This window comes from Neobacillus sp. Fa239, from assembly GCF_055395235.1.
Map to the genome: position 1 here is coordinate 4,813,200 of NZ_AP041611.1, position 21,772 is coordinate 4,834,971.

General features: G+C 42.1%; 18 protein-coding genes and 1 riboswitch. Of the genes, 7 read left to right on the forward strand and 11 right to left on the reverse strand.

Features of this window, described 5'->3' with window-relative positions; all coding sequences use genetic code 11:
• Positions 1-40 precede the first annotated feature (40 nt).
• Positions 41-172, reverse strand: coding sequence for a hypothetical protein (locus tag ACZ5XR_RS23810; RefSeq protein ID WP_464502461.1), 132 nt, complete (start codon positions 170-172; stop codon positions 41-43).
• Positions 173-396: 224 nt separating this feature from the next.
• Here ACZ5XR_RS23810 and ACZ5XR_RS23815 point away from each other — a divergent pair, with 224 nt between their 5' ends.
• Positions 397-585, forward strand: a complete 189-nt coding sequence (locus tag ACZ5XR_RS23815; protein ID WP_464498953.1) for an acyltransferase — start codon at positions 397-399, stop codon at positions 583-585.
• Between the two features lie 34 nt (positions 586-619).
• On the opposite strand, the gene ACZ5XR_RS23820 is transcribed toward ACZ5XR_RS23815, so the two are convergent.
• Both ACZ5XR_RS23820 and wecB read right to left on the reverse strand, forming a co-directional pair.
• Complete coding sequence (locus tag ACZ5XR_RS23820; RefSeq protein ID WP_464498954.1) at positions 620-787, reverse strand: hypothetical protein; 168 nt, start codon at positions 785-787, stop codon at positions 620-622.
• A gap of 49 nt (positions 788-836) precedes the next feature.
• Positions 837-922: riboswitch (cyclic di-GMP riboswitch) on the reverse strand.
• A 134-nt stretch (positions 923-1,056) separates the two neighbouring features.
• Positions 1,057-2,172, reverse strand: coding sequence for a non-hydrolyzing UDP-N-acetylglucosamine 2-epimerase (wecB, locus tag ACZ5XR_RS23825; RefSeq protein ID WP_464498955.1), 1,116 nt, complete (start codon positions 2,170-2,172; stop codon positions 1,057-1,059).
• Positions 2,173-2,479: 307 nt separating this feature from the next.
• Between wecB and ACZ5XR_RS23830 the strand changes: the two genes are divergently transcribed.
• A complete protein-coding gene (locus ACZ5XR_RS23830; RefSeq protein ID WP_464498956.1) occupies positions 2,480-3,232 on the forward strand; it encodes a M15 family metallopeptidase in 753 nt (250 codons plus the stop codon).
• 79 nt (positions 3,233-3,311) lie between these two features.
• Here the strand turns inward: ACZ5XR_RS23830 and ACZ5XR_RS23835 are convergent, their stop codons facing one another.
• The 3 genes from ACZ5XR_RS23835 to ACZ5XR_RS23845 form a co-directional block, all read right to left on the reverse strand.
• A complete protein-coding gene (locus tag ACZ5XR_RS23835) occupies positions 3,312-4,484 on the reverse strand; it encodes a toxic anion resistance protein (protein ID WP_464498957.1) in 1,173 nt (390 codons plus the stop codon).
• Entirely contained in the window at positions 4,481-5,071 is a 591-nt protein-coding gene (locus tag ACZ5XR_RS23840) for a 5-bromo-4-chloroindolyl phosphate hydrolysis family protein (protein WP_464502421.1), read from the reverse strand. Before ACZ5XR_RS23840 ends, ACZ5XR_RS23835 begins: the two co-directional genes overlap by 4 nt.
• 377 nt (positions 5,072-5,448) lie before the next feature.
• Positions 5,449-6,582, reverse strand: a complete 1,134-nt coding sequence (locus ACZ5XR_RS23845; protein ID WP_464498958.1) for a hypothetical protein — start codon at positions 6,580-6,582, stop codon at positions 5,449-5,451.
• A 240-nt stretch (positions 6,583-6,822) separates the two neighbouring features.
• On the opposite strand from ACZ5XR_RS23845, the gene ACZ5XR_RS23850 reads away from it, so the two are divergent.
• Positions 6,823-7,668 carry an N-acetylmuramoyl-L-alanine amidase family protein gene (locus tag ACZ5XR_RS23850; RefSeq protein ID WP_464498959.1) on the forward strand — a complete coding sequence of 282 codons (846 nt, stop codon included), beginning with the start codon at positions 6,823-6,825 and terminating at the stop codon, positions 7,666-7,668.
• Positions 7,669-7,849: 181 nt separating this feature from the next.
• Here ACZ5XR_RS23850 and ACZ5XR_RS23855 read toward each other — a convergent pair whose 3' ends face one another.
• Entirely contained in the window at positions 7,850-9,367 is a 1,518-nt protein-coding gene (locus tag ACZ5XR_RS23855; RefSeq protein ID WP_464498960.1) for a YifB family Mg chelatase-like AAA ATPase, read from the reverse strand.
• A 17-nt stretch (positions 9,368-9,384) separates the two neighbouring features.
• Positions 9,385-9,948 (reverse strand): REP-associated tyrosine transposase, encoded by a 564-nt coding sequence (locus ACZ5XR_RS23860; RefSeq protein WP_464498961.1) that lies wholly within the window; start codon positions 9,946-9,948, stop codon positions 9,385-9,387.
• 390 nt (positions 9,949-10,338) lie between these two features.
• Here ACZ5XR_RS23860 and galU point away from each other — a divergent pair, with 390 nt between their 5' ends.
• The 4 genes from galU to ACZ5XR_RS23880 all read left to right on the forward strand — a co-directional run bounded on the left by galU (position 10,339) and on the right by ACZ5XR_RS23880 (position 16,543).
• Positions 10,339-11,223 carry a UTP--glucose-1-phosphate uridylyltransferase GalU gene (gene galU, locus ACZ5XR_RS23865; protein WP_464498962.1) on the forward strand — a complete coding sequence of 295 codons (885 nt, stop codon included), beginning with the start codon at positions 10,339-10,341 and terminating at the stop codon, positions 11,221-11,223.
• 165 nt (positions 11,224-11,388) lie between these two features.
• Entirely contained in the window at positions 11,389-14,907 is a 3,519-nt protein-coding gene (locus ACZ5XR_RS23870) for a S8 family serine peptidase (protein WP_464498963.1), read from the forward strand.
• A 165-nt stretch (positions 14,908-15,072) separates the two neighbouring features.
• Complete coding sequence (locus ACZ5XR_RS23875) at positions 15,073-15,648, forward strand: 3D domain-containing protein (protein WP_464498964.1); 576 nt, start codon at positions 15,073-15,075, stop codon at positions 15,646-15,648.
• Positions 15,649-15,817: 169 nt separating this feature from the next.
• Positions 15,818-16,543: an SH3 domain-containing protein gene (locus ACZ5XR_RS23880; protein WP_464498965.1), complete on the forward strand. Its 726-nt coding sequence runs from the start codon at positions 15,818-15,820 to the stop codon at positions 16,541-16,543.
• A 298-nt stretch (positions 16,544-16,841) separates the two neighbouring features.
• Here the strand turns inward: ACZ5XR_RS23880 and lacZ are convergent, their stop codons facing one another.
• The 3 genes from lacZ to ACZ5XR_RS23895 all read right to left on the reverse strand — a co-directional run bounded on the left by lacZ (position 16,842) and on the right by ACZ5XR_RS23895 (position 21,706).
• Positions 16,842-19,853, reverse strand: coding sequence for a beta-galactosidase, LacZ type (gene lacZ, locus ACZ5XR_RS23885; protein WP_464498966.1), 3,012 nt, complete (start codon positions 19,851-19,853; stop codon positions 16,842-16,844).
• Positions 19,854-19,962: 109 nt separating this feature from the next.
• A complete protein-coding gene (locus ACZ5XR_RS23890) occupies positions 19,963-20,787 on the reverse strand; it encodes a carbohydrate ABC transporter permease (protein ID WP_464498967.1) in 825 nt (274 codons plus the stop codon).
• Positions 20,780-21,706 carry a carbohydrate ABC transporter permease gene (locus tag ACZ5XR_RS23895; RefSeq protein WP_464498968.1) on the reverse strand — a complete coding sequence of 309 codons (927 nt, stop codon included), beginning with the start codon at positions 21,704-21,706 and terminating at the stop codon, positions 20,780-20,782. The genes ACZ5XR_RS23890 and ACZ5XR_RS23895 overlap by 8 nt, the downstream gene beginning before the upstream one ends.
• Between the last annotated feature and the right edge of the window lie 66 nt (positions 21,707-21,772).

A 21,772-nucleotide genomic window follows, 5' to 3' on the forward strand; every position in this document is an offset into this window, starting at 1 on the left:
CAGCCTCCATCGTATAAAGGGGTCTGACCCTGGTTTTTTCTTATTCCTTTTCGCGGTCTGTTGTTTCACCGTTTTCCACGATTTCCTTCAACTCGCCAGTGTCTCCCTTCGCATTAATGATTTCAAAAATTTGATTTAAGCCTTCACTTGTTTTGTCCTCATTTTTTTTCAAAATCATTCCTCCCTTAACGGAATTAGTCAGTATTAGGATGTCCAATTTATTGGAAATTCATTGATCAATTACTTACGTTTTCCAATATCGTTGAATAGAAAGGTCAAGCCTTTCTATAAGGAATCCTGTCGAAAACATTTCTTGTCCGACTGACAATTTTCTTCATTTCTCACATGGACAATTTGTTAAGGTTAGGGAAAACAGTCGATAGGGGTGTATTGGGATTGTATTTTGAAGCCTTATTGGATGCCGTATTAGGGGAACGAGAAATCTTCCATATTATCGAATGCCCTGTCTGTGGATTTGAAGAAATCTATTATCAAAATGCAAAAACCAAAAGACTCATTGGACGAGCCTGTTCCAGCTGTAACTTTGTGCAGAAATTTGAAATTGAACATAAATTAAAAGCCTAGGAACAGTTCCTAGGCTTCTCCATTTTTATTAGAATTAGCTGCATAGCGTCGCCAGTTCAATGGCCTTGCTATTATGATAGATGGCTTTTACCTTATATTTTGATTTTAATTCCTCACAAAGACAATCATGGTGCAACATCTCGTTATAATGGTGCTGAAAAGAATGCCAATAATATTTACCTTTAATAATGATTTTTTTCACACATGAAACCTCCTCAATCGGTTTACATAAATCGCAGGAGTTGTTCGTGTTCGGTAACTGGCAAGCATCGTTTAAAAAACATTAGCCCCTTTAGTTTTGCGTCACCATTTTTCAATGGTTTTGCCGTTTCGTACGATTTATGTGTTACTAAAAATATATGTTATATACAAGTCCTTTAAAAGGGTCAAATGTCCCATAGCTTATGCTTCACAAGGCTATATGGGAAATCCTTCCGGATCAGTGAAAAAAGATATTTCTTAATATTCAGCCTAGACACCAAAATGTTGAAGGATAGCTTCGACAATCCTTCTTGAAGCCTGACCGTCTCCATATGGATTCGATGCTTTACTCATTTGGTCATGTGCGCTTTTGTCGGATAGTAATTCATCCGCAAGCTGGAAGATGGTTTCTTCATCAGTCCCGGCAAGCTTTAAAGTGCCTGCTGCAATTCCCTCAGGGCGTTCGGTTGTGTCACGCAGCACCAGAACGGGCACACCTAAAGATGGCGCCTCCTCTTGAACTCCGCCAGAATCAGTTAAAAGTAAATATGACCTTGAAGCAAAATTATGGAAATCAATGACATCCAATGGCTCGATAAGATGGATACGGTTATGATCCCCAAGGATTCTCGCCGCTATTTCCCGGACCACCGGGTTCATATGAACGGGATAAACCACTTGGATATCTTCGTACTTGTCGACCAGCCTTTTAATCGCCGAGAACATATTTTCCATTGGTTTTCCGGTATTTTCGCGGCGGTGGGCGGTCATGAGTACTAGTCGGTCGGAACCAAGCTCGTCTAAAACAGGATGGGAATAATGGTCCCTGACGGTTGTTTTTAAGGCATCGATTGCCGTATTTCCCGTCACAAAAATGGATGCTTCCGGTTTATTTTCATGTAAAAGATTTTGTTTTGACTGTTCAGTTGGGGCAAAATGAAGGTCGGACAGCACCCCTGTCAGCTGGCGATTCATTTCTTCAGGGTAAGGTGAGTATTTATTTCTCGTGCGCAGCCCGGCTTCAACATGCCCGATCGGAATTTGATGGTAAAAAGCCGCAAGGCTCGCCACAAACGTTGTCGTGGTATCACCATGAACCAAAACAATATCCGGCTTCACTTTTTGAAAAATTTCATTTAAACCTACTAGACAACGAGTGGTTACGTCAATCAAAGATTGTCTATCCTTCATAATATTCAGATCATAATCAGGAACAATCTCAAAAATATTCAAAACCTGGTCCAGCATTTCACGGTGCTGAGCTGTAACAGTTACGATTGATTGGATTTTATTCTTGTTTTTTTCCAGCTCTTTTACCAGCGGGGCCATTTTAATTGCTTCGGGCCTTGTTCCGAAAACCGTCATTACCTTTAATAGATTTTCCATAATAACCTCCAAATCATATGTCGAGGAAAATAAAGTCCATCACCATGATAACAAATTTTGTAGGCACGTCAAAGTTTGGGCGATTGTCTTATTTTGGAACGGGGAGGCCAGATGATTTTCATGCCTAAATTTCCATTTTCACTTGTCTTCATTTTTGATATTCTAGAGATTGCTGTCGTTTTATTGTATCTTATGTTGAATTACTGTTTTTTTGTAACTTCATTCACGTATTGACGTCCATTAGAGATAGGAATATCCTTGAATGAAGTGAATTTGGGTTATTAATTTTTCAAAAAGGAAGTTTGGTATGGTTAAAATAATTTCAATAGGAATTTGTTGTTTCGTGGCAGCTCTATCATTAGCAGGCTGTTCGTTCTTTAATTATAATACTGCAGGGAAAAAGCAGGAGACTCAAGCGGAAATACTGAAGGAGCAGGAAAGGCTGGATGCACAAAAGAGGCAGGATGAGGCTAATCCTGAGAGCATGGCGGTTTTGGTCAACAAGCAAAATAAGCTGCCCACTGGCTATAAGCCGAGCGATCTTGTTTATACCAAAATCCCGTTTATTCCGACTGCAGCAGCGAAGTCAGAAAAGCGGGAAATGCGCAGGGTAGCAGCTTCTGCCATCAAAAAACTATTTGCTGCCGCCAAAGCGCAAGGCGTCTATTTTTTGGGAGTGTCGGCATACAGATCCGAAGCGACTCAAATCTCTCTTTTTAATACCTATGTGAATAGGGACGGGTATGAAAAGGCAAGGACCTATAGTGCAATTCCCGGAACAAGCGAGCATGAAACAGGCCTGGCCATAGATGTGACAGAAGGGGATGGGAAATGTGCGGCGACTGATTGCTTCGGAGGCAGCCCGGAAGCCAAATGGCTGCAAAAACACGCTGTCGATTACGGCTTCATCATCCGCTACCCAAAAGGAAAAGAATCCATCACCGGCTACCAATACGAACCATGGCACATCCGCTACGTAGGAACAGAATTAGCCAAAAAAATCACCAGCCAAGGAATCACCCTCGAAGAATACTACAACGCAGTTAAAGTTAATAAATAAAGATCATGCAAAGAATAGTGCCTGTCACCATAGCTAGCATATTGCTAGCTATGGTGACAGGCATTATTTATTCCCCGCATTATTGCCCTTTGATTTCTAATAGTTTGAGTCGCAGTTCGTTTTCCATGGTAGCCAGTTCTTGCTCGGCTAGGCGACGCTTGTTTCGGCCTTCTTCTTGGATTCGCATGGTTTCTTCGAGTGTGGTAATTAGGCTTTCCTGCGTTTTCTTTAAGGTTTCGATATCTACGAGGCCGCGCTCATTTTCTTTGGCTGTTTCAATGGTATTGGTTTTTAGCATTTCAGCATTTTTTAACAATAGTTCGTTGGTTGTCTTGGAAACTTGCTTTTGCGCCTCAACGGCATGACGCTGCCGAATCAACGTCAAAGCAATCGCAACTTGATTTTTCCAAAGCGGGATCGCCGTCATAATGGACGATTGAATTTTTTCCACAAGGGCCTGATTGGTATTTTGAATCAGACGGATTTGCGGAGCGCTTTGAATCGTAATTTCGCGGCTCAGTTTCAAATCATACAACCGTTTATCCAAGCGGTCGGCAAATTGGAGCATATCTTTAACCTCTTGAAACTTCATTTGATCATTTGTAACTTCCGCCGCTTTTTTCAGTTGAGGGATCGTTTTCTGATGCATTTCCTCAAGCTTAATTTCCCCCGCTGCAATATACACATTTAACGCATGAAAATATTCTTTATTGGTTTCATAGAGCTGCTCCAGCAATTTAATGTCGGACATCAGTGCATTTTTACTGCGGTCGAGCTTGACGCTAATCCGATCAATTTGAGCGCCTGTCTTTTGATATTTGGAAAGCACCTCCTGCAGCGAGCCGGAAATTTTCCCGAACATCCGCGCAAATAAGGACGGCTTTCCTTCTGTCAGCTCATCCGGACTTACCTCGTTTAGTCTCTTCATTAAATCATTAATGATTTCCCCGATTTCCCCAACATCCTTCTTTTGCACATGCTCAAGCATCGTATGGGAGAAGGAAAGCAGCTTTCCTTGCGCCTGGGTACCATATAGAATCATCGCCTGATGGTTTTTCGGGTCAATTTGCTCAGCCAGCTGGTACGCTTTTGCCCGATTTTCCTCCGGAATTACATCAATCAGTTTTTTCGGCTTTTCTTGTTGCTGTATCTGTGGAGATGATGGACTAAATGACGTGTCTTGTTGATCCCCGAAAGGATTCGCTAGAATATCATCCAATAAATTACCACTATTTAAATTGTTCTCACTCATTTTAACCACCTGTTTTCCTCGTGAAATTTAGAGTCCTTATCCATTTTTATTGCATGCTTGGCTACATCAATTTCAAAATTCAAATGATCGATATCATCGGAAATAATTTTATATAAATCCTGTTCCAATGTTTGAGAAAGCTCATTTAAAGTCTTCCTTGTTTCGATTAACGATTGTTCGATTTCCATGTTCTTTTTTGGCTGTGAGGAAAGGAATCCATATTTCTCTGTTAGCTCCACAACGGAATCCAAATGCGAAAAATAAAATTGCTCGGCCTTGTAAAACCGCTTTGGTTCTTTAATAGTGATTTTGAATATTTTTTTGGTAATGCGGAGAATATCGATTCTTTGTTTGACAAAAGCAAGATCGCGAACCCCGAAAAGCCCTTTTTGCAAACGGCGGATTTTCCTTCTGGCTTCGATTAAATTTTTAAAAATATAACGATATTCTTTTCTCGCAAGATGATGTTTTTTCAAAAAACGGGATAGCATATAGCCCCCTAATATTAAATGGGTAAAAATCCCGGCAACGATCGCTAAACCTGTAGAAGCCAAGAAGGGTTGACTAAACATAAAAAAACTGATGATCTATGCGATAACAGCGATGGGCACGGCTACAAACGATCGTAAAATTAACGATAAAATAGGGTTCAATGCAAATCGACTCCTGACCTTAAGAATCCTGACTATTTATACGAACACTTTTCGTTCAATGTTTCATTTTATTAAAAAAATCATGGGTTCATCCCTCATTAGTTCAACAATACACCAAAAAAATCCTTCCCGCCATAGACTGGGAAAGTAAAAAGATCTAGGGCTTGAGACGTATTTTTTTGGTGACTTTTTTGGTGACAGGCACCGTTCGTGGACATTCTGACCCTGTTTGTCCGTTTGGGGTGGGCACTTCCCTGATGTTAAAATAGAAAAAACCTGCGCTTCAAAAAGGCGCAGGCTTTTGCGGCATGTCATCTTACCAAAATCCATTTGGCACCTAACCATGTTGAGATCTGATACCAGCCATCGCCGCGGTCAATTAAGACTTTTACTTTTTGCGGGGCAATTTGTCCATTCGCCTTTGATGTGGTCCATGGCTGATTATATAAAGTGACTTTTTTATTTGTTTTAAGTTCTTTTAATGTTTTTGGATTGATGAAGATCCAGACTGCTCCTACTGATGAAGAAATTTGATACCAGCCATTTCCGTTATTTTTTATAAAATAAACAGTTTGCGAGGCAATCTTCCCATAATTTTTCGAAGTAAAGCTTGGCTTGCTCAATAAGTTTACATAATAAGGAACCTTAATACTGTTAATATAAGAAATTTTTATGCTGCCATTGTTTCCCAATATCCAGCCATCAGTACGAACAAATTTAATTTTATACCAATCACCTGATTGTGCTGTTATATCTATTTGAGCATTTTTAGAAATGGAGCCGATTTTTAGCGCTGTTATATTGAGTGAAGCTTTTACATCCAATCCGGCAGCAGATACTACTATTCCTTTCGCAAGATAGGTAGTTTCTTTTGGAGCTGGAGGTTGTTTTAGAGCAAGGTCAATGATTTGGTGGTGAACCCCGTCTTTACTAGTATTAATAAATTTTAAACCTGCTTGTTTGGCTAAGTTAATAAGTGAGGCACTAACAAAATGGAGGCCATTTAATGCTTTGCCGTGTTCGTCATATATGGTTGCATCGAATGCAATTCCTTTTGTGTGCGGAGCATTTGGATCGGGCTTTGAAACTAAAGCAGCAAGGCCGTGCTTATTCTTTTCAATATTTTTACAAACACTTGAAGGTCCGGTTACAATTTCATATAAATGCTTTTGATATTGAAAAGGACGGTAGGCAGAGCTATAGCGGATGGTCCAGCCTTTTTCCTGCAATAATTGTTCATATTTTGCTTTAGCTGAAAGGAGAGTTGGATTTACATGCTCCCAAATAACCGTTTCACCTTGTTCCATTCGAATCGCCAATGGATCCGTTAGAGGATTTAATCCTTTGCAGACTGCTTCCGCATGCGTTGACTCACTTGGAGTGAGAATGGAGAGAGTTAATAATAGAAGAATAGAATAGAGTAGAGCCCTTGATAAAACTTTCATATTTCCCCCTTAGCGCTGAATAAATTAGCCTTTACTATTCTATCAAAAACATGAGTCTTTAAGACTATAAAAATAGCATTCACACGTTGGTAACTGTTGGGACATTATCGTATAAACTATTTCAATCGAATTGTTGTCCACCCCACGCGTACAAAATGCTTGGAAATGTCCACGAACGGTGCCTGTCACCACCCTCACGATTGTCCTTATCGATGCATATAATAGTATGAGGTGATTATAATGGTAAAAATTTTTATTGATCCCGGCCATGGAGGGGCTGATCCGGGAGCGGATGGAAATGGTTTGTTCGAAAAGAATGTGACACTTTCCATCGCCACGAGAATTCGCGATATTTTAGAAAAAGAGTATGAAAATGCTACCGTTAAATTGAGCCGCACTGGAGACCAAACGGTTTCGCTTCAGGAGCGAACGGATATGGCGAATGCTTGGGGTGCAGATTATTATCTTTCTGTTCATATTAATTCAGGTGGAGGAACCGGTTATGAGGATTATATTCATGACCTCCTGTCTGACAATTCACAATCAGCTAAAATTCAACGAATTATTCATCCCGAAGTTGTAAAATTGAACGAGTTGACCGACCGGGGAAGAAAGAAAGCAAACTACCATGTCCTTAGGGAGTCGAAAATGCCTGCCCTTCTGACAGAGAATGGCTTTATTGACCATGCGTCTGACGCAGCTAAAATGAAAAATCATGATTGGATTGAAAACGTGGCACGTGGCCATGTAAACGGTCTCGCTAAGGCGCTAACACTGCAAAAAGGCAATAATCCCGCCAGTAATACCGGTTCCGGTACGCAACCCCCTTCTTCCAATGACACCGGTAATCGTCAACATAAGACACTTTTTCTTCCTGCTTCCGCATCTTCATGGAGAGTCTACCCCCTAAATGTCGCACCCGTAAAAGAAAATGCCCTGCCGACTCGTTTACATCCCAGCAAATTTGGGGGTCTTCAATACGAAATTTTAGGAGAACCACAACAGAATGTGTATATCATTCAAACAAAGCAATTTGGTAAAGTGCAAATCTATGCAGGACCTGAAACCGGCGCCGTTGTAAAATAAATCATGCTAGTAATCCAAAGAAAATTCTGATCCCTTTCCATACCAATCCAACCACACACCAAGGGAAGTCAGTTACTTCAACAACCGTGTCCACCCTAAACGGACAAAACACCCACAAATGTCCACGAAGGGTGACAGGCACCAATAAAAGGCACCTATAAAGGAGGGATGCAGCAGCTGGCTACATCCCTCTTAATGCTGATTCTCTTTTTTCCTGACCGCTGTTTAACATGGTTGCTTCCCAAATGCTTTCATCTGATATGCTATGTCTACCATTAAGGTCAGAGATTGTCCGTGCGAGGCGGATGATTTTTATTTGTGTGCGATTGCTCCAATTCCGTTTAATGAAAAATTGCTGAAGTGTCACCTGCTGCTCTTTGGTTAGGGGGCTCCTGTCGATTAATTCCTCATATGGTACCCTGCTGTTGCAGATTTCCCTCCCGTATCGAAAATATTGCCTGGCACGTGCATCCTCCACTCTTTTTCGAATAACCTTCGACGGCTCCTCCCTGCCGATTATCTTTTTAAAATCAATCGGCTTTAAGTAAAGCTGAATATCCAGCCGGTCCCTTAGTGGTCCGGAAAGCTTATTTTTATAGGCAAGTATCTGCTTCGGCGAGCATGTACAATAATGGGATTGAGACCCGGCATATCCACAAGGGCAAGGATTCATGGCAGCAATTAAAATAAACGATGCTGGATAGGTAAGCGTCGCATGCGTCCGGCTAATCGTTACATGACCATTTTCAAAAGGCTGGCGGAGCATGTCCAACGTTTTTTTAGGGAATTCAGCTATCTCATCTAAAAATAAAACCCCTCGATGAGCCAAGGAGATCTCTCCTGGTTTAGGGTACTGCCCGCCACCGATAATGGAAATGCTTGAAGCGGAATGATGGGGATTACGGTATGGTGGTAATGTAATCTGAGGAAAAGAAGTTCCGCTCAATTGATACAAGCTCATCACTTCCAGCTGTGCTTCTTTTGTTAGTCGAGGCAAAATCGAAGGAAAGCTCTCAGCCAGCAAGCTTTTACCACACCCCGGCGGGCCGGCCATCAGGACATGATGCTCTCCTGCTGCCGCCACCTCTAACGCATGCTTCGCATGGCGCTGTCCGACAATTTGCTGAAAATCTAAATAATCAACTCCTTTAGCTTGTTCTTCATATCCAATTCGCTGCGGGGAATTCCACTGCCCCAAAAGATGTAAAATGGCCTCCTGCAATGCCGATACATAAATAAATTCCATTCCATCGAACTCGATCTTTGGAAGGGTTGGATCAAAAGGAAGATAGAGTTTTTCAATGCCCAGTCTTTTGGCAGCGAGAACAGAAGGCAGCATTCCTTCAAATGGAAGGATCAAGCCATCTAACGATAAAGCTCCTATGAAGCCTGTGTTTTTTGGAATCTCGATCACTAATTCATTTAGGCTTAACAGCACACTGATTGCCATAGGAAAATCAAACATGGGTCCGCTTTTCTTTTGTTCTGCAGGAGAAAGATTGATGATGATCTTTTGGCCGGAAAGGGTATAACCGAGCGACCTTAGTGCAGCAATGATCCGTTCCTTTGATTCCTTGACAGCCGCATCCGGCAGGCCGACAATTTTTACAGACTCTGCCCCTATAAACGTCCCGACCTCAACATTCACGCGATAGCCCTCCATTCCCTTCAATCCTACACTCGTTACTTTAGCAGACATTGCGTGCACCTCCATTTTTATAAAAATTTTGGGACCGGTGGTATTAAATCCGGCGCTTTCACAAATTGATCATAATGTGCAGCTTTCGGATCTGGAAAATAAGAAAATATTTGTGTTTTATTGATGAGAGGATTTTCTTCACCTAGAATATACGCTCGGTAGCTGCTCCAAGGGTAATCCTCCAGTTTAGCTACCAACCCGGCCTTCAACGGATTTAAATGAATATACTTGCTGACATCCAATTCATAGGCAGCCGAATCAATATGTTCAGAATGATACCGTTTGTCAAATACATGTCCTGAATACTGATACTTTTTATTGAAAAACTTGGCATACTTTGTATTAAGATTACTCATAATGCTGCTGGGAGAAGTGTCGATTGTTTCGAGCTGAAGGTGAATATGGTTGGTCATCAGACAATAGGATTGAAGATTAAAGGGGTATTGGTTTTGTGTTTCTTCTATTAAAAGGAGGAATTTACGTCGGTCTTCATCATCTTCGAATAACGCCATTTTTCGAATTCCTCGACTGGTAATATGGTATTTCGCACCTGGCAGCCATGCACGCGGCCTACGTGACAAGATGATCACTCCTTTTTAAACAGAATAAAAATTGGTTGAGTTTCGATCGTCTGGGGAAAAAACGGATAGCAAATTGGGGGCATTATCTACAGCAAACTACATTACAATTATTCGACATGAACAATTAAAATCCTCCTTACATCGAATATTTATGATAAAAAATTACAATTCATCCTTATATTTCATACTTGTGATGATTTAGTACAATTCACGATTGTCCACCCCACGCGGACAAATAGGGGTAAAATGTCCACGAACGGTGCCTGTCACGGAAAAGTGTCACCGAAAATGTTACCCACCGAAAATTATTAAGAAAAAATTAATGGGACTGTTGTATGATATAGGTATGGTAAGATATCATTAAGTACTAGACATAAGGAGGAGAAAAAGTTGAAAGTACGTAAAGCGATTATTCCTGCAGCCGGCTTAGGGACAAGGTTTCTTCCCGCTACAAAAGCCCAGCCGAAGGAAATGCTGCCGATTGTCGATAAGCCAACACTTCAATACATAATTGAGGAAGCTGTCGAATCGGGGATTGAAGAAATTCTCATTATAACCGGAAGAAACAAGAAGTCCATTGAGGACCATTTTGATAAATCAGTTGAACTGGAGCTTGAATTGGAATCACGAGGAAAAGTGGAACTGTTGGATGAGGTTCGTCGAATCTCCGATATGGTCAACATCCATTATATCCGTCAAAAAGAGCCGAAAGGCCTTGGCCACGCGATTCATTGTGCAAAAAGCTTCATTGGCAACGAGCCATTTGCCGTCTTGCTTGGCGACGATATTGTCTACTCTAAAAAGCCATGCTTAAAGCAAATGATTGAAAAATACGAGGAATACAAAACGACCATCCTCGGCGTTCAAGAGGTTGCCCTCGAAGACGTAGATAAATACGGAATTATTGATGGCAAAGAAATTGAGGAACGTGTGTTTAAAGTAAGAGGATTGGAAGAAAAGCCGGCTGCCAGCAGTGCACCTTCCAACATCGCAATTCTTGGCAGATACATTATCAATCCGGCAATTTTTGAAATCCTCGAGAACACAAGTCCTGGTAAGGGCGGCGAAATCCAATTAACGGATGCCCTAAAAGAACTGGCCCAAAAAGAAGCCATGTATGCCTATATTTTTGAAGGCCGCAGATATGACGTTGGGGACAAGCAGGGCTTCCTGCAGGCAACCGTTGATTACGCCTTAAGAAGACCCGACCTTCGTGAGGAATTCCTCAAATATTTGGAATTAGCGGTTGAGAATGAACATTTAACACGTAAATAAAATAGGACAAAGCAGGTTAACTATCCTAATGGATGGCGAACCTGCTTTTTTTCTGTTTAAAGGATGTCCTCAAGAAAACCATATATTATTTTGTCTATGAATACTGTAAAATATTTTAATAGAATAATAAGTACGGTGACAGGCACCGGGTTGGGAGCTTTCCTCATGTTTAAACATTTATCTATTAAAATGGTGGTCTTTTTTCTTGCCTTTTCTACTTCCTTCTCAAATATGGCAAGTGCCGCAATAAACGGAACCTCGACTGGACTTGGAAAAAGCAGCGTCGAGGGGAACCATCCATCCATAAAAAGCACTCCTCCAAATGCAGCGACTAGAATAAGTTCCTTTAAACAAAAGTATGAGCCGGATCAATTAATTATTAAATACAAGAATAACACTTCTGCCGTCAACGTTCGCAGCAGGCATGCCTTTAAAATTCTGAAGAAGCTTGGTTCGATCGGTGCTGAGGTCGTGAAAACGCAAAAGGGTGCGAACATTGATAGTCTTATCAATACCTTAAAGAACGACCCCTCTGTGCTCTCTGTTCAGCCCAATTATAAGTATCTTCCTACTGACTTACCCAATGATCCTTATTTTAATAAATTATGGGGTTTGAATAATACTGGGCAGAACGTGAACGGAACCACCGGGGTGAACAATATGGATATCGATTACCCCGAAGCAATGCAATCATTTAATCAATTGCCTGACAATGGTCCAGTAGTAGTTGCCGTGATTGATACAGGCATCGATATCAATCATCCTGATTTAAAAAATAATATCTGGACGAATCCAGGCGAAATTCCGAACAACGGCATTGATGATGATGGAAATGGGTATGTCGATGATGTTAATGGCTGGGACTTCTATCACCATGATAATACCGTTTTCGACCCAGAGGATGGGGATGAACACGGCACACATGTGGCCGGGACCATTGCCGCTTCTGGCAACAATGGAATTGGCATAACCGGTATTGCTCCGAATGTGAAAATCATGCCGTTAAAATTCATTGGCCCGGATGGCGGCTCAACAGCTGATGCCATTTCAGCCATTGAATATGCCACCAGGATGGGCGTCAAGATTTCCAATAACAGCTGGGCCGGTGGCGAAGATGACCAAGCCTTGAAGGAGACAATTGAAAAATCCAATATGCTGTTTGTTGCTGCCGCTGGAAATGACGGGCTTGATAATGACCAGCAACCTGACTATCCTGCAAGCTACGATAGTCCAAATATTATCTCCGTTGCGGCGCTTGATAATGCGGGAAACCTCGCTGATTTTTCAAATTACGGCTCCCAGTCCGTAGATATTGCCGCTCCCGGAGTAAACATTTTAAGCACGGTTCCGAAAAAAAGCGAAATCGGTGCTGCTGCCCAAATAAACAATACCACTTCCCATTACAAAGCCATTTTTAACGGATTTGGCTTTGAAAATTTCAGCACCATCGACCGGCAGACTGCATTTCAAAAAGCGGTCGATTATTTAGGGGTTACATCAGCATCCAAAATTCTGCTGGTTCAAGATAATGAATCCACTGCCAGCAATGATCCTGTTTTAAACATCTATTCGACTCTATTAAAAAATGCCGGTCTCTCCTTTACGGTACGAACTGTGGCTACCGACCAAGACGGACCTAATCTGGCGTCCTTAAGCGGGTACGATACGGTCATCTGGTTTACGGGGGACGCAATGGGCTCGGACAACCCGAACCTGACGTCCAGCGATATCAGCACACTTGATCAATTTTTGAAAAAAGGCAGCAAATCGCTCCTTCTTAGTGGAGAAGATATTTTATATCAAAATGAAAATACCAGTTTTGTAACAGATACCCTATCGCTCAACATCTCAGGAGAGGGTGAAACGCGCCCGGTGACAGGGGCTGCTGGAACGATTTACGATGGGGATCACTACCAGCTTTTGGATGCACCTTATGCTGATTATGTAACAAGTAACAATCCCGATGTGGCAAAAATAAACCTTAACTACCTTGCTGATGAAAACTATGATAATGCGTATGCCTATTTTAGCGGCACATCGATGGCGACACCGCATGTTACCGGAGTTGCCGCCCTTTTAGAGAATAAATATCCGGACTTGAATCCGGTAACATTAAAAAATATTATTCTCGCATCCGGTGATAGTTTAGCTTCGTTACAAACCAAGATCCTAAGCGGCAAGAAGCTGAATGCTTATAAGGCATTAACGTTTAACCTTGATAATGCTGGTGTGCTGGCTCCTCCTGCTGGAGTAAATGTGCGGTTTAATCAGAACACACCAACCGTATATTGGGACAATTACGGATTCTTCTCTGGCTACAATGTTTATCGCAAGGAAGTAGGAACTGGCTCACCTATACAGATTACGAGCAGCCCCGTGACCGGCGGACATTTTCAAGACGGGACAGCAGTTCCTGGAAAAACCTATGAATATACCGTAACTTCAGTCGATTCGAGCGGCAAAGAGTCTAATCCGTCAGCACCCATTACGTATGTGTATGATGACCGCTTGCCGGGAATGAAAATGAATGGATTAACCGCAACCGGTGAACTGAATGCTGACAGTGATGTTTTGGATATCCAGGCGGTCACACTTACAGCTGGAAAAACGTACTCCTTCAGCTTTAATGGCCCGAAGGGAACGAATTTTGACTATCGTTTGTATGGTTCATCTACAACAAATATTAATACTGGAACACCGATTCGCTCCCTGACGGATTCCGGATCAGAAGAATATGTAAGCTATCCCGTTACAAAAACAGGCACCTATTATATTGCGGCTCAAGCCGAACAAGGTGCTGGAAAATACACAATCAAGCTGACGAGCAAACCAACGGTAAAGGATGATGACATCCCCGTTGCCATTCCGCTTAAGACAAGAGTAATAAGGGACTTTTTAGATGAAAATGATATCGATGATGTTTATTCCATCAATCTGGCAAAAGGCGATAAGGTCACACTGACCATGACATCCGCAGCTACTAACGGCAGTGATCTTGATTTATATGTCTATGGACCTAATTCAAAAACGGTCGATTATGAATCAGCAAACTATGTGCCGGAATTGAGCTCAAGTACCCAAACAGATACATCGAATGAGAGTCTTACCTTTACCGCCAAACAGACAGGAAAATATTACATTGATGCCAATTTGGCCAGCGGCTCAGCACCTTATCTTTTAAAAATCTTGCTCCCTAAGCCGGCAGTCCCACAGGTTAATGCCGTATCGGATCATTCGACTGCCGTTTCCGGAACTGCCAAGCCTTACGCAAAGGTAACAGTCAAAATTGGGACGAAAGTATATACGGGTTCCGCAAACACAAATGGCGCCTATTCTATCACCATCCCCGTCGCAAAAGCAGGCAGCAGAGTTTCCGTATTGGTTACCGATGCAATTGGCAATAGCAGTGCCTCCAAGCTCATCACAGTTTTGGATAAAACAGCACCACATTCTCCAAAAGTAAATAGGGTTTATCGGACGACCACCCAAGTGACCGGAACCGCTGAGGCCTATGCCGTCATCACCGTTAAGGCAGGCAGCAGGGTCATTGGGACTGCCCATGCTGATAAAGCCGGCCGATTTAATGTCAAAATCAAGACACAAAAGAAAGGTACAAAGTTATCAATAACCGCAGCGGATGCAGCGAAAAATGTCAGCAAAGCGGTGTTGGTAAAAGTACTATAAAATGACATCCCCTCGAAGCTTCGAGGGGATTTTCTTTTTGACAACAAATTTCGGATTTTTGCCGGCTATGTAAAAAAAATGTCATTAAACTAGTAAACTATTGAAATATAACTGTAATACTTCTATGTTATCTTTTATATAACATAGAAAAGAGGGGTTTCCAATATGAAGAAATTTTTAATAACATTTGGATTTGCATCCTTTTTGGCTTTAGGCATAAATAGCGGCGCATTAGCAGCATCCAATACATATACAGTTAAGAGTGGAGATTCACTTTATAAGATTGCCCATACATATAAAATCGCAATTAGTGACTTAAAAAAATGGAACAGCCTTAAATCTGATATTATTCACCCAAAGCAAGTATTAAAAATTACGAAGCCGGTCGTAGCTACATCGGTGCAAAAACCGTCGACTAAGGTCACAGTTAGTAAACCGGCGCCAAAAGTTGTAAAAGTACTTACAGTTAGCGCTTCTGCTTATACAGCCAGCTGCACAAGATGCTCCGGTAAGACTGCAATCGGAATTGACTTAAAGAAGAATCCAAATGTAAAAGTAATTTCCGTCGATCCGAAAGTGATCAAGTTAGGCACAAAAGTTTATGTGGAAGGCTACGGCTATGCGATCGCAGCTGACACAGGCGGTGCCATTAAAGGAAATAAAATTGATATCTATCTTCCTACCAAGAGCCAGGCATTACAATGGGGAAGAAAAACAGTTAAGATTAAAATATTAAAATAGCATTTTAAAAAGGATGACTCAGCCGGGTCATCCTTTTTTGTCGACCTTCCATTCTACAAAATTTGGACGGTTCTTGATGTTAATTGTCTAAATATTGGGTTAAATATTCATTTACCCCCTCTTCTCCCATTCGCTACAATTATAGTAATAAAAAGATTTGGAGGAGACTATGAAAAAACTCATCAAACTATCCATTTCTCTCATTTTCTCACTTAGCATGTTCCTTCCGTTTCTGATGGATGCACATGCCGCTTCCAGTTCCGCTGCCACCGTAACCGCCAGTCTTTTAAATGTAAGGGAAAAACCTTCCATGAACGCCAAAAAAATCGGCACCCTCAAAAAGGGCAGGAAGGTGACAGTCTACGCGAAAACGAAATCAGGGTGGTCTGAAATTCACTACAAAACGAAGAATGCCTATCTTTTTTCAAAGTATTTGAGCTTTACCGCTAAAAAAGCCAGCTATTTACTCGATAAAACAAAGATCTATACTTATAAGTCTGCAACGGGTACCTACAGGATGATTCCTTCAGGGAAAAAATATAATGGCTGGGATCAATGGACCTATTTACCAAGCCGAGGTGACAAGCAGCTATTTATTGTTCGTGAAAACAGCAAGGGACTTTTTACTGGGTTTATCGACTCTGAATATTATACCGATATCAAATATCCAATCAAAATTGGACAAGCCTGGAATGTCGGCTTTGATGGCGAAGGAAAAGCCCGGATTACATCGATAACGAAAATAGTAAAAACGCCTGCGGGAACTTTTAAAAATTGTATCGAGGTAAAGGACGACTCCGGGTATATCACCTATTATGCCAAAGGTATCGGGCTCGTTAAATCGATTGATAACGGCAAAACCGGGACGCAATTAATCCGGTTGCAGGAAAAATAGATGGGTTAGATCGCCAGCCATTTGGCTGGCGGTCTTTTTTATTGTGTGGTCTGCTGGGTTTCGCAGATAATCGTTGATTTCCGCAAATAAAGGTGGATTTTTCTTTATTAAAAAACCTTTTATTTGCGGATTGAATTGATTTATTTGCGAATCCAGCCGTTTTATTTGCGTATTAAAGTTTTATTAGCGAATTATTGCAGTCTATTAGCGAACTTCAATATTCTATTAGCGAATCGAACCCGTCTATTAGCGAATTTCCACATTCTATTAGCGAATCTGCGCATTTTTCAGCAAATATTCACACCGGCTGAATCATAAATTCAAATTCCATCTCTTGATCAGCACGAATCAGATACTCCGCGTGTACCGGTGCCCCCCAACTGTCATCGCCGCCGACACCCATCTGTCTGCCTGCAATCGTCACAACGGTATAGTGAATATTGGGGAGCTCGAAATGATGCTGTGCATTCTCCAGCTCGAATGCGGTATAAGGCGAAAAATTGCACTCGAGCGGTATGCTAACGGATGAAATTTTAATCCCCATACCATCTTGATTTGTCAGACTTACCCGGCGAACTCCGGTACGATTGCCAGACTCCTGCGGCATCACATATCCAGAAAGATTTTCAGATGCCTGATTTTTAAACACACCAAGCCTTGCGCCGCTGCACCGATCCAGATAATTTTCCTCTGGTCCCATGGCGTACCATTCCAATTGGTCATAATCCGCCGAAACCTTAAATGTTAAGGCGAAGATCGGGATTTGCGGCAGATTATTGTCAGCCCCAAGATACTTTGATTTCACGTGAAGTCTCCCGTCCGGAAAAACCGTATACGCTACCTTCACCTCGACCACATCACTAATTGAAAATTTATAGGTAAAGGCAATTGTAGCAAAGCCTTCCGCTTCTTCAACCTCAAAACCTGTACATTTACGGGCCAGACTCGCAGCAAGCCAAACCCCGGAATGGAAACTCTGGGAAAAGCCCCGGTCATTATCCGTGGTCGCCCTCCAGAATAGCGGAGCCGGCGGCAAGGCAATCATTTCTCTTCCTGAATAGTTTAAAGAAATGAGACTCCCCGCCTGTTTCGAGAACATAGCTGAAAAATCACGGCCATGAACCCCGATATTCACATCCCCATGAACAATCCTTAAATCACCTGATGGGAGTTTCGCTGGTGAACCATGCACTGGAAATACAAATTGTCCGAAAGCAACCTCATATCCTGCCTTCGCCCAAATTTGATCCACCTTCAATTTGAAGGAAACATGAATACAATACTCGCCGGCATCGCTTGCGATATCTTGTGGCCAATCAAATTCGGCACGGCCTTCGCTCAAAGCTGGAACGACCACATAAAGCTGATTGCAATACAGCTCCTTCCCTTCATGAAAAAGCCGGTATTCGAGCACCAACCCGGACGTATCGGTAAAAAGGCTGTCATTCGTAATCACAACACCGTTCCGGTCCGGCGCCAGCTTCAAGTTTTGATACAAATATTTTACTTCCTGCATCTTGGGTGATACCTCGCGATTGGCATAGACGATTCCATTGGTACAGAAGCCATAATCGGTCGGGCGATCGTCAAAATCACCCCCGTATGCTAAAAATTCCTTGCCGTATCGATCCTTCATAACCAATGCCTGATCAATATAATCCCAGATAAAACCGCCCTGATACATCGGGTACTTTTGCTCTAAATCGGTATATTTTTTCATCCCGCCGAGTGAATTCCCCATCGCGTGCATATACTCGCAGCTGATGTACGGCTTATCCGGGTTTTCCGAGAGATATTTTTCAATATCGGCAGGCTTCGCATACATCCGGCTTTCCATATCACTTGTCTCATCATAATCACGGTTATGGAACACTCCCTCATAATGGACAAGCCGGCTCGGATCAACGGATTTAAAATAGCGGGAAACGTTGAGAATGACTTCACCGGCATACGATTCATTGCCGCACGACCAAATCAAAATCGATGGATGGTTTTTATCCCGTTCCACCATTGAAACAGCCCGGTCCATGACAATGTTCTGCCACTCAGATTTGTTGCCCGGAATGTTCCAGGACGGGTCAACAGCGCCCATCTTTTGCCAAGAGCCATGCGTTTCAAGATTCATTTCATCTAAACAATAGATCCCGTATTCGTCACAAAGCTCATACCAATAGCTTTGGTTAGGATAATGGGACGTCCGAACAGCGTTAATATTATGCTGCTTAAGCGTTTGAATATCCCAAAGCATGTCCTCCTTCGTAATCGCACGGCCTCGGCGGCAATTAAATTCATGCCGGTTCACACCCTTGAACACAATCCGTTCCCCATTCAGCCGCATGATTTTATCAACGAGCTCAAATTTTCGGAAGCCCACTTTTTGCGGAACCACCTCCACCAATTGTCCAGCCTCGTTATACACCTTTATATATAATTGGTATAAATAAGGATTTTCCGCACTCCACAGCTGCGGCCGGTCTACCTCAATCGAAAGGCTGTCCCCCAGGGCGGAAGCGACTAAGCCTTCATTGGCATCGAACAGCTCTGCGACGATACATGCAGGCCGGGCAGATTGAAACTTTAAATCCGCTGTTAGAACTCCTTTGGAAAAATTGGCATTCAACTCTGTTCGGACAAATACATCCTCGATATGTATCTCCGGTACCGTATAGAGGTATACATCCCTGAAAATTCCTGAAAAACGCCAAAAATCCTGATCCTCCAGCCAGCTGCCGGTGCTGCGCTGATAAACCTCTACAGCAAGCTTATTTTCGCCAGCGGTTACAAAAGGGGTCAATTCAAATTCAGCCGGAGTAAAGGAATCCTCACCATAGCCGACAAATTCACCATTCAACCATACATAAAAGGCTGATTCGACACCTTGAAACGAAATATAGACCGGTTTATTTGCCATCGAATCAGGCAGATGAAAAAATTTCACATAGCTTCCAACGGGATTATCCTCTATCGGGATTTCAGGAGGACGGATCTCTGCATGACCGTCCCATGGATACATGGTGTTGACATATTGCGGTTTCCCGTAGCCCTGCAGCTGGATATGCCCCGGCACGGTGATATTCGCCCAGTGCGAACAATCAAAATCCTGCTGGAAAAATAGTTCCGGCCGATGATCCGGATTGACAGAATAATAGAATTTCCAGTCACCATTCAGGCCATGGCGCATGTTCATTGGACCCGCCGCTTTTGCCTCCTCCAACGTTCGGTAATATTTATGGTCGGAATGTGCTGGAATGCGATTTACAGCAAATACATTTAAATCAGTAAGCCAATTTAAATTTGAACTGGTTGACATTTTTATCACACCTTTGTTATTGAATAGCTAGTTTAGAAGAATTCCGCGCGTTTTACCAGTAATTCCGTCGAAGGACATAATATTCGTGTTTCATCACCCTATATTTATTTTATTTCACAGACCCCATCATACCTGCAACAAAATGCTTTTGCATCACAAAGAAAATCAGTGCTGCCGGTAGGGTTGCGATGACGATCGCGGTCATGATCATCCCAAAATCGGGGGCGTAGCTCGATCCGAGGTTGGAAATCAACAACGGTACCGTCTGGTTTTCCGGTGACTGCAGGATTACAAGCGGCCATAAATAACTATTCCAGCTCGCCATAAATGTAATGATGGCTGCCGCTGCATAAGAGGTTTTCATCGTTGGGATATAAATCTTGAAAAATACTCCGAGTTCCGTTAAGCCGTCCATCCGGCCCGCTTCGAGAATCTCCTTCGGAAACATTTTCGTACTTTGTCTAAAAAAGAAAATGAGAAAAGCAGTTGTAACTGTCGGCAGCACAACAGCTTGAATGGTATCCATCCCAATCAGAGGGAGCGTTTGTGATATGTTGGCAAACATCCGAAATAACGGAACCATTAACGCTGCAAACGGAATCATCATCGAAAGCAGAAGGATGTTGAACACGATATCCTTTGCCCTGCTTTTATAAATTTCAAAACCGTAACCAGCTAAAGAAGCAATGAGCAATCCCAACAGTGTGGTGCTGATGGAAACCTTAGCAGAATTCAGCAAGGCTGTTCCGAGATCCGCTGTGTCCAATAAATGGTGAAGGTTTTGCAGAAAATGGCTGCCTGGCAATAACCTCCCCTGAGTGACATCGACTGATTTATTCGTTGAACTGACTATCATCCATAAAAAGGGGAAAACAGAGATGATTGAAGCAATGATCAGCACCAAATAGCTGAATACACGTTTAAATTTATTCATTTTTATCACCTGCTACTTTGAACTGAATGATGGAGAAAAAGACAATCAAGATCACAATCGCATAAGAGACAGTCGCGGCATAGCCAAAATCTGGCGTATATTTAAACGAAAGGTTATAGATGTATTGCGAAATCGTCATGGTCGCATTCCCCGGTCCACCCTTGGTAATATTCATAACCTCATCAAACAGTTGAAGCGTTCCGATTGTTGAAGTGATGGTCGTAAACAGGATAATTGGTTTCATCATCGGAATTGTAATTTTGAAAAATTGCTGAAGAGACGATGCTCCATCAATTTTCGCTGCTTCATAAATAGATTCATCAATATTTTGCAGTCCAGATAAAAAGAAGATCATATTATAACCGGCCCAACGCCATGTAATCGCAATAATAATCGTAACTTTGGCCCAAAATGGGTCGGTTAGCCATTGAATCGGTTCAGATATAAGGTGAATTTTCAGGAATAAAATGTTAATAATTCCTTCTTGTCCAAACAAATATTTGAAAATAACCGAGTAGGCTACAAGAGACGTAACACACGGCAGAAAAATGGCGGTGCGAAAGATTCCTTTTAGCTTCAGTTTTTTATTATTTAATAAAACGGAAAGAAACAATGCGAGAATAATCATAATTGGTACTTGAATGATGAGATAAATGACAGTATTTTTCACAGTGGTTAGGAACACTGGATCCTTAACTAAACGAACGTAATTATCAAGCCCAACAAATTGTAAATTAACTCCTGTACCCGATTTAAAAGACAGGATGAGCGATTGAATCATCGGGTAGAAATAAAACAAGCAAATCATCACGGTGGCAAGTGCAATAAAGGACCATCCAATCAATGTGTTTTTCAATCGAAGACTCCGGCCGGATTTTGCTAACGGAATTCTCTCTAGGTTCGCTTTTGCTGGTAACACTATCTTTCATCTCCTTACCTTGTCTTTTAAAAAAAGCCTATGGCCACCCGCCTGACACTTCAGTTC

Bases quoted from the DNA above. Each gene is read 5' to 3' on its own strand.
- ACZ5XR_RS23875 (WP_464498964.1), top strand. From the start codon at position 15,073: ATGAAGAAATTTTTAATAACATTTGGATTTGCATCCTTTTTGGCTTTA.
- ACZ5XR_RS23890 (WP_464498967.1), bottom strand. From the start codon at position 20,787: ATGAATAAATTTAAACGTGTATTCAGCTATTTGGTGCTGATCATTGCT.
- wecB (WP_464498955.1), bottom strand. From the start codon at position 2,172: ATGGAAAATCTATTAAAGGTAATGACGGTTTTCGGAACAAGGCCCGAA.
- ACZ5XR_RS23850 (WP_464498959.1), top strand. From the start codon at position 6,823: ATGGTAAAAATTTTTATTGATCCCGGCCATGGAGGGGCTGATCCGGGA.
- ACZ5XR_RS23845 (WP_464498958.1), bottom strand. From the start codon at position 6,582: ATGAAAGTTTTATCAAGGGCTCTACTCTATTCTATTCTTCTATTATTA.
- ACZ5XR_RS23870 (WP_464498963.1), top strand. From the start codon at position 11,389: ATGTTTAAACATTTATCTATTAAAATGGTGGTCTTTTTTCTTGCCTTT.
- ACZ5XR_RS23830 (WP_464498956.1), top strand. From the start codon at position 2,480: ATGGTTAAAATAATTTCAATAGGAATTTGTTGTTTCGTGGCAGCTCTA.
- ACZ5XR_RS23835 (WP_464498957.1), bottom strand. From the start codon at position 4,484: ATGAGTGAGAACAATTTAAATAGTGGTAATTTATTGGATGATATTCTA.
- ACZ5XR_RS23855 (WP_464498960.1), bottom strand. From the start codon at position 9,367: ATGTCTGCTAAAGTAACGAGTGTAGGATTGAAGGGAATGGAGGGCTAT.
- ACZ5XR_RS23880 (WP_464498965.1), top strand. From the start codon at position 15,818: ATGAAAAAACTCATCAAACTATCCATTTCTCTCATTTTCTCACTTAGC.
- lacZ (WP_464498966.1), bottom strand. From the start codon at position 19,853: ATGTCAACCAGTTCAAATTTAAATTGGCTTACTGATTTAAATGTATTT.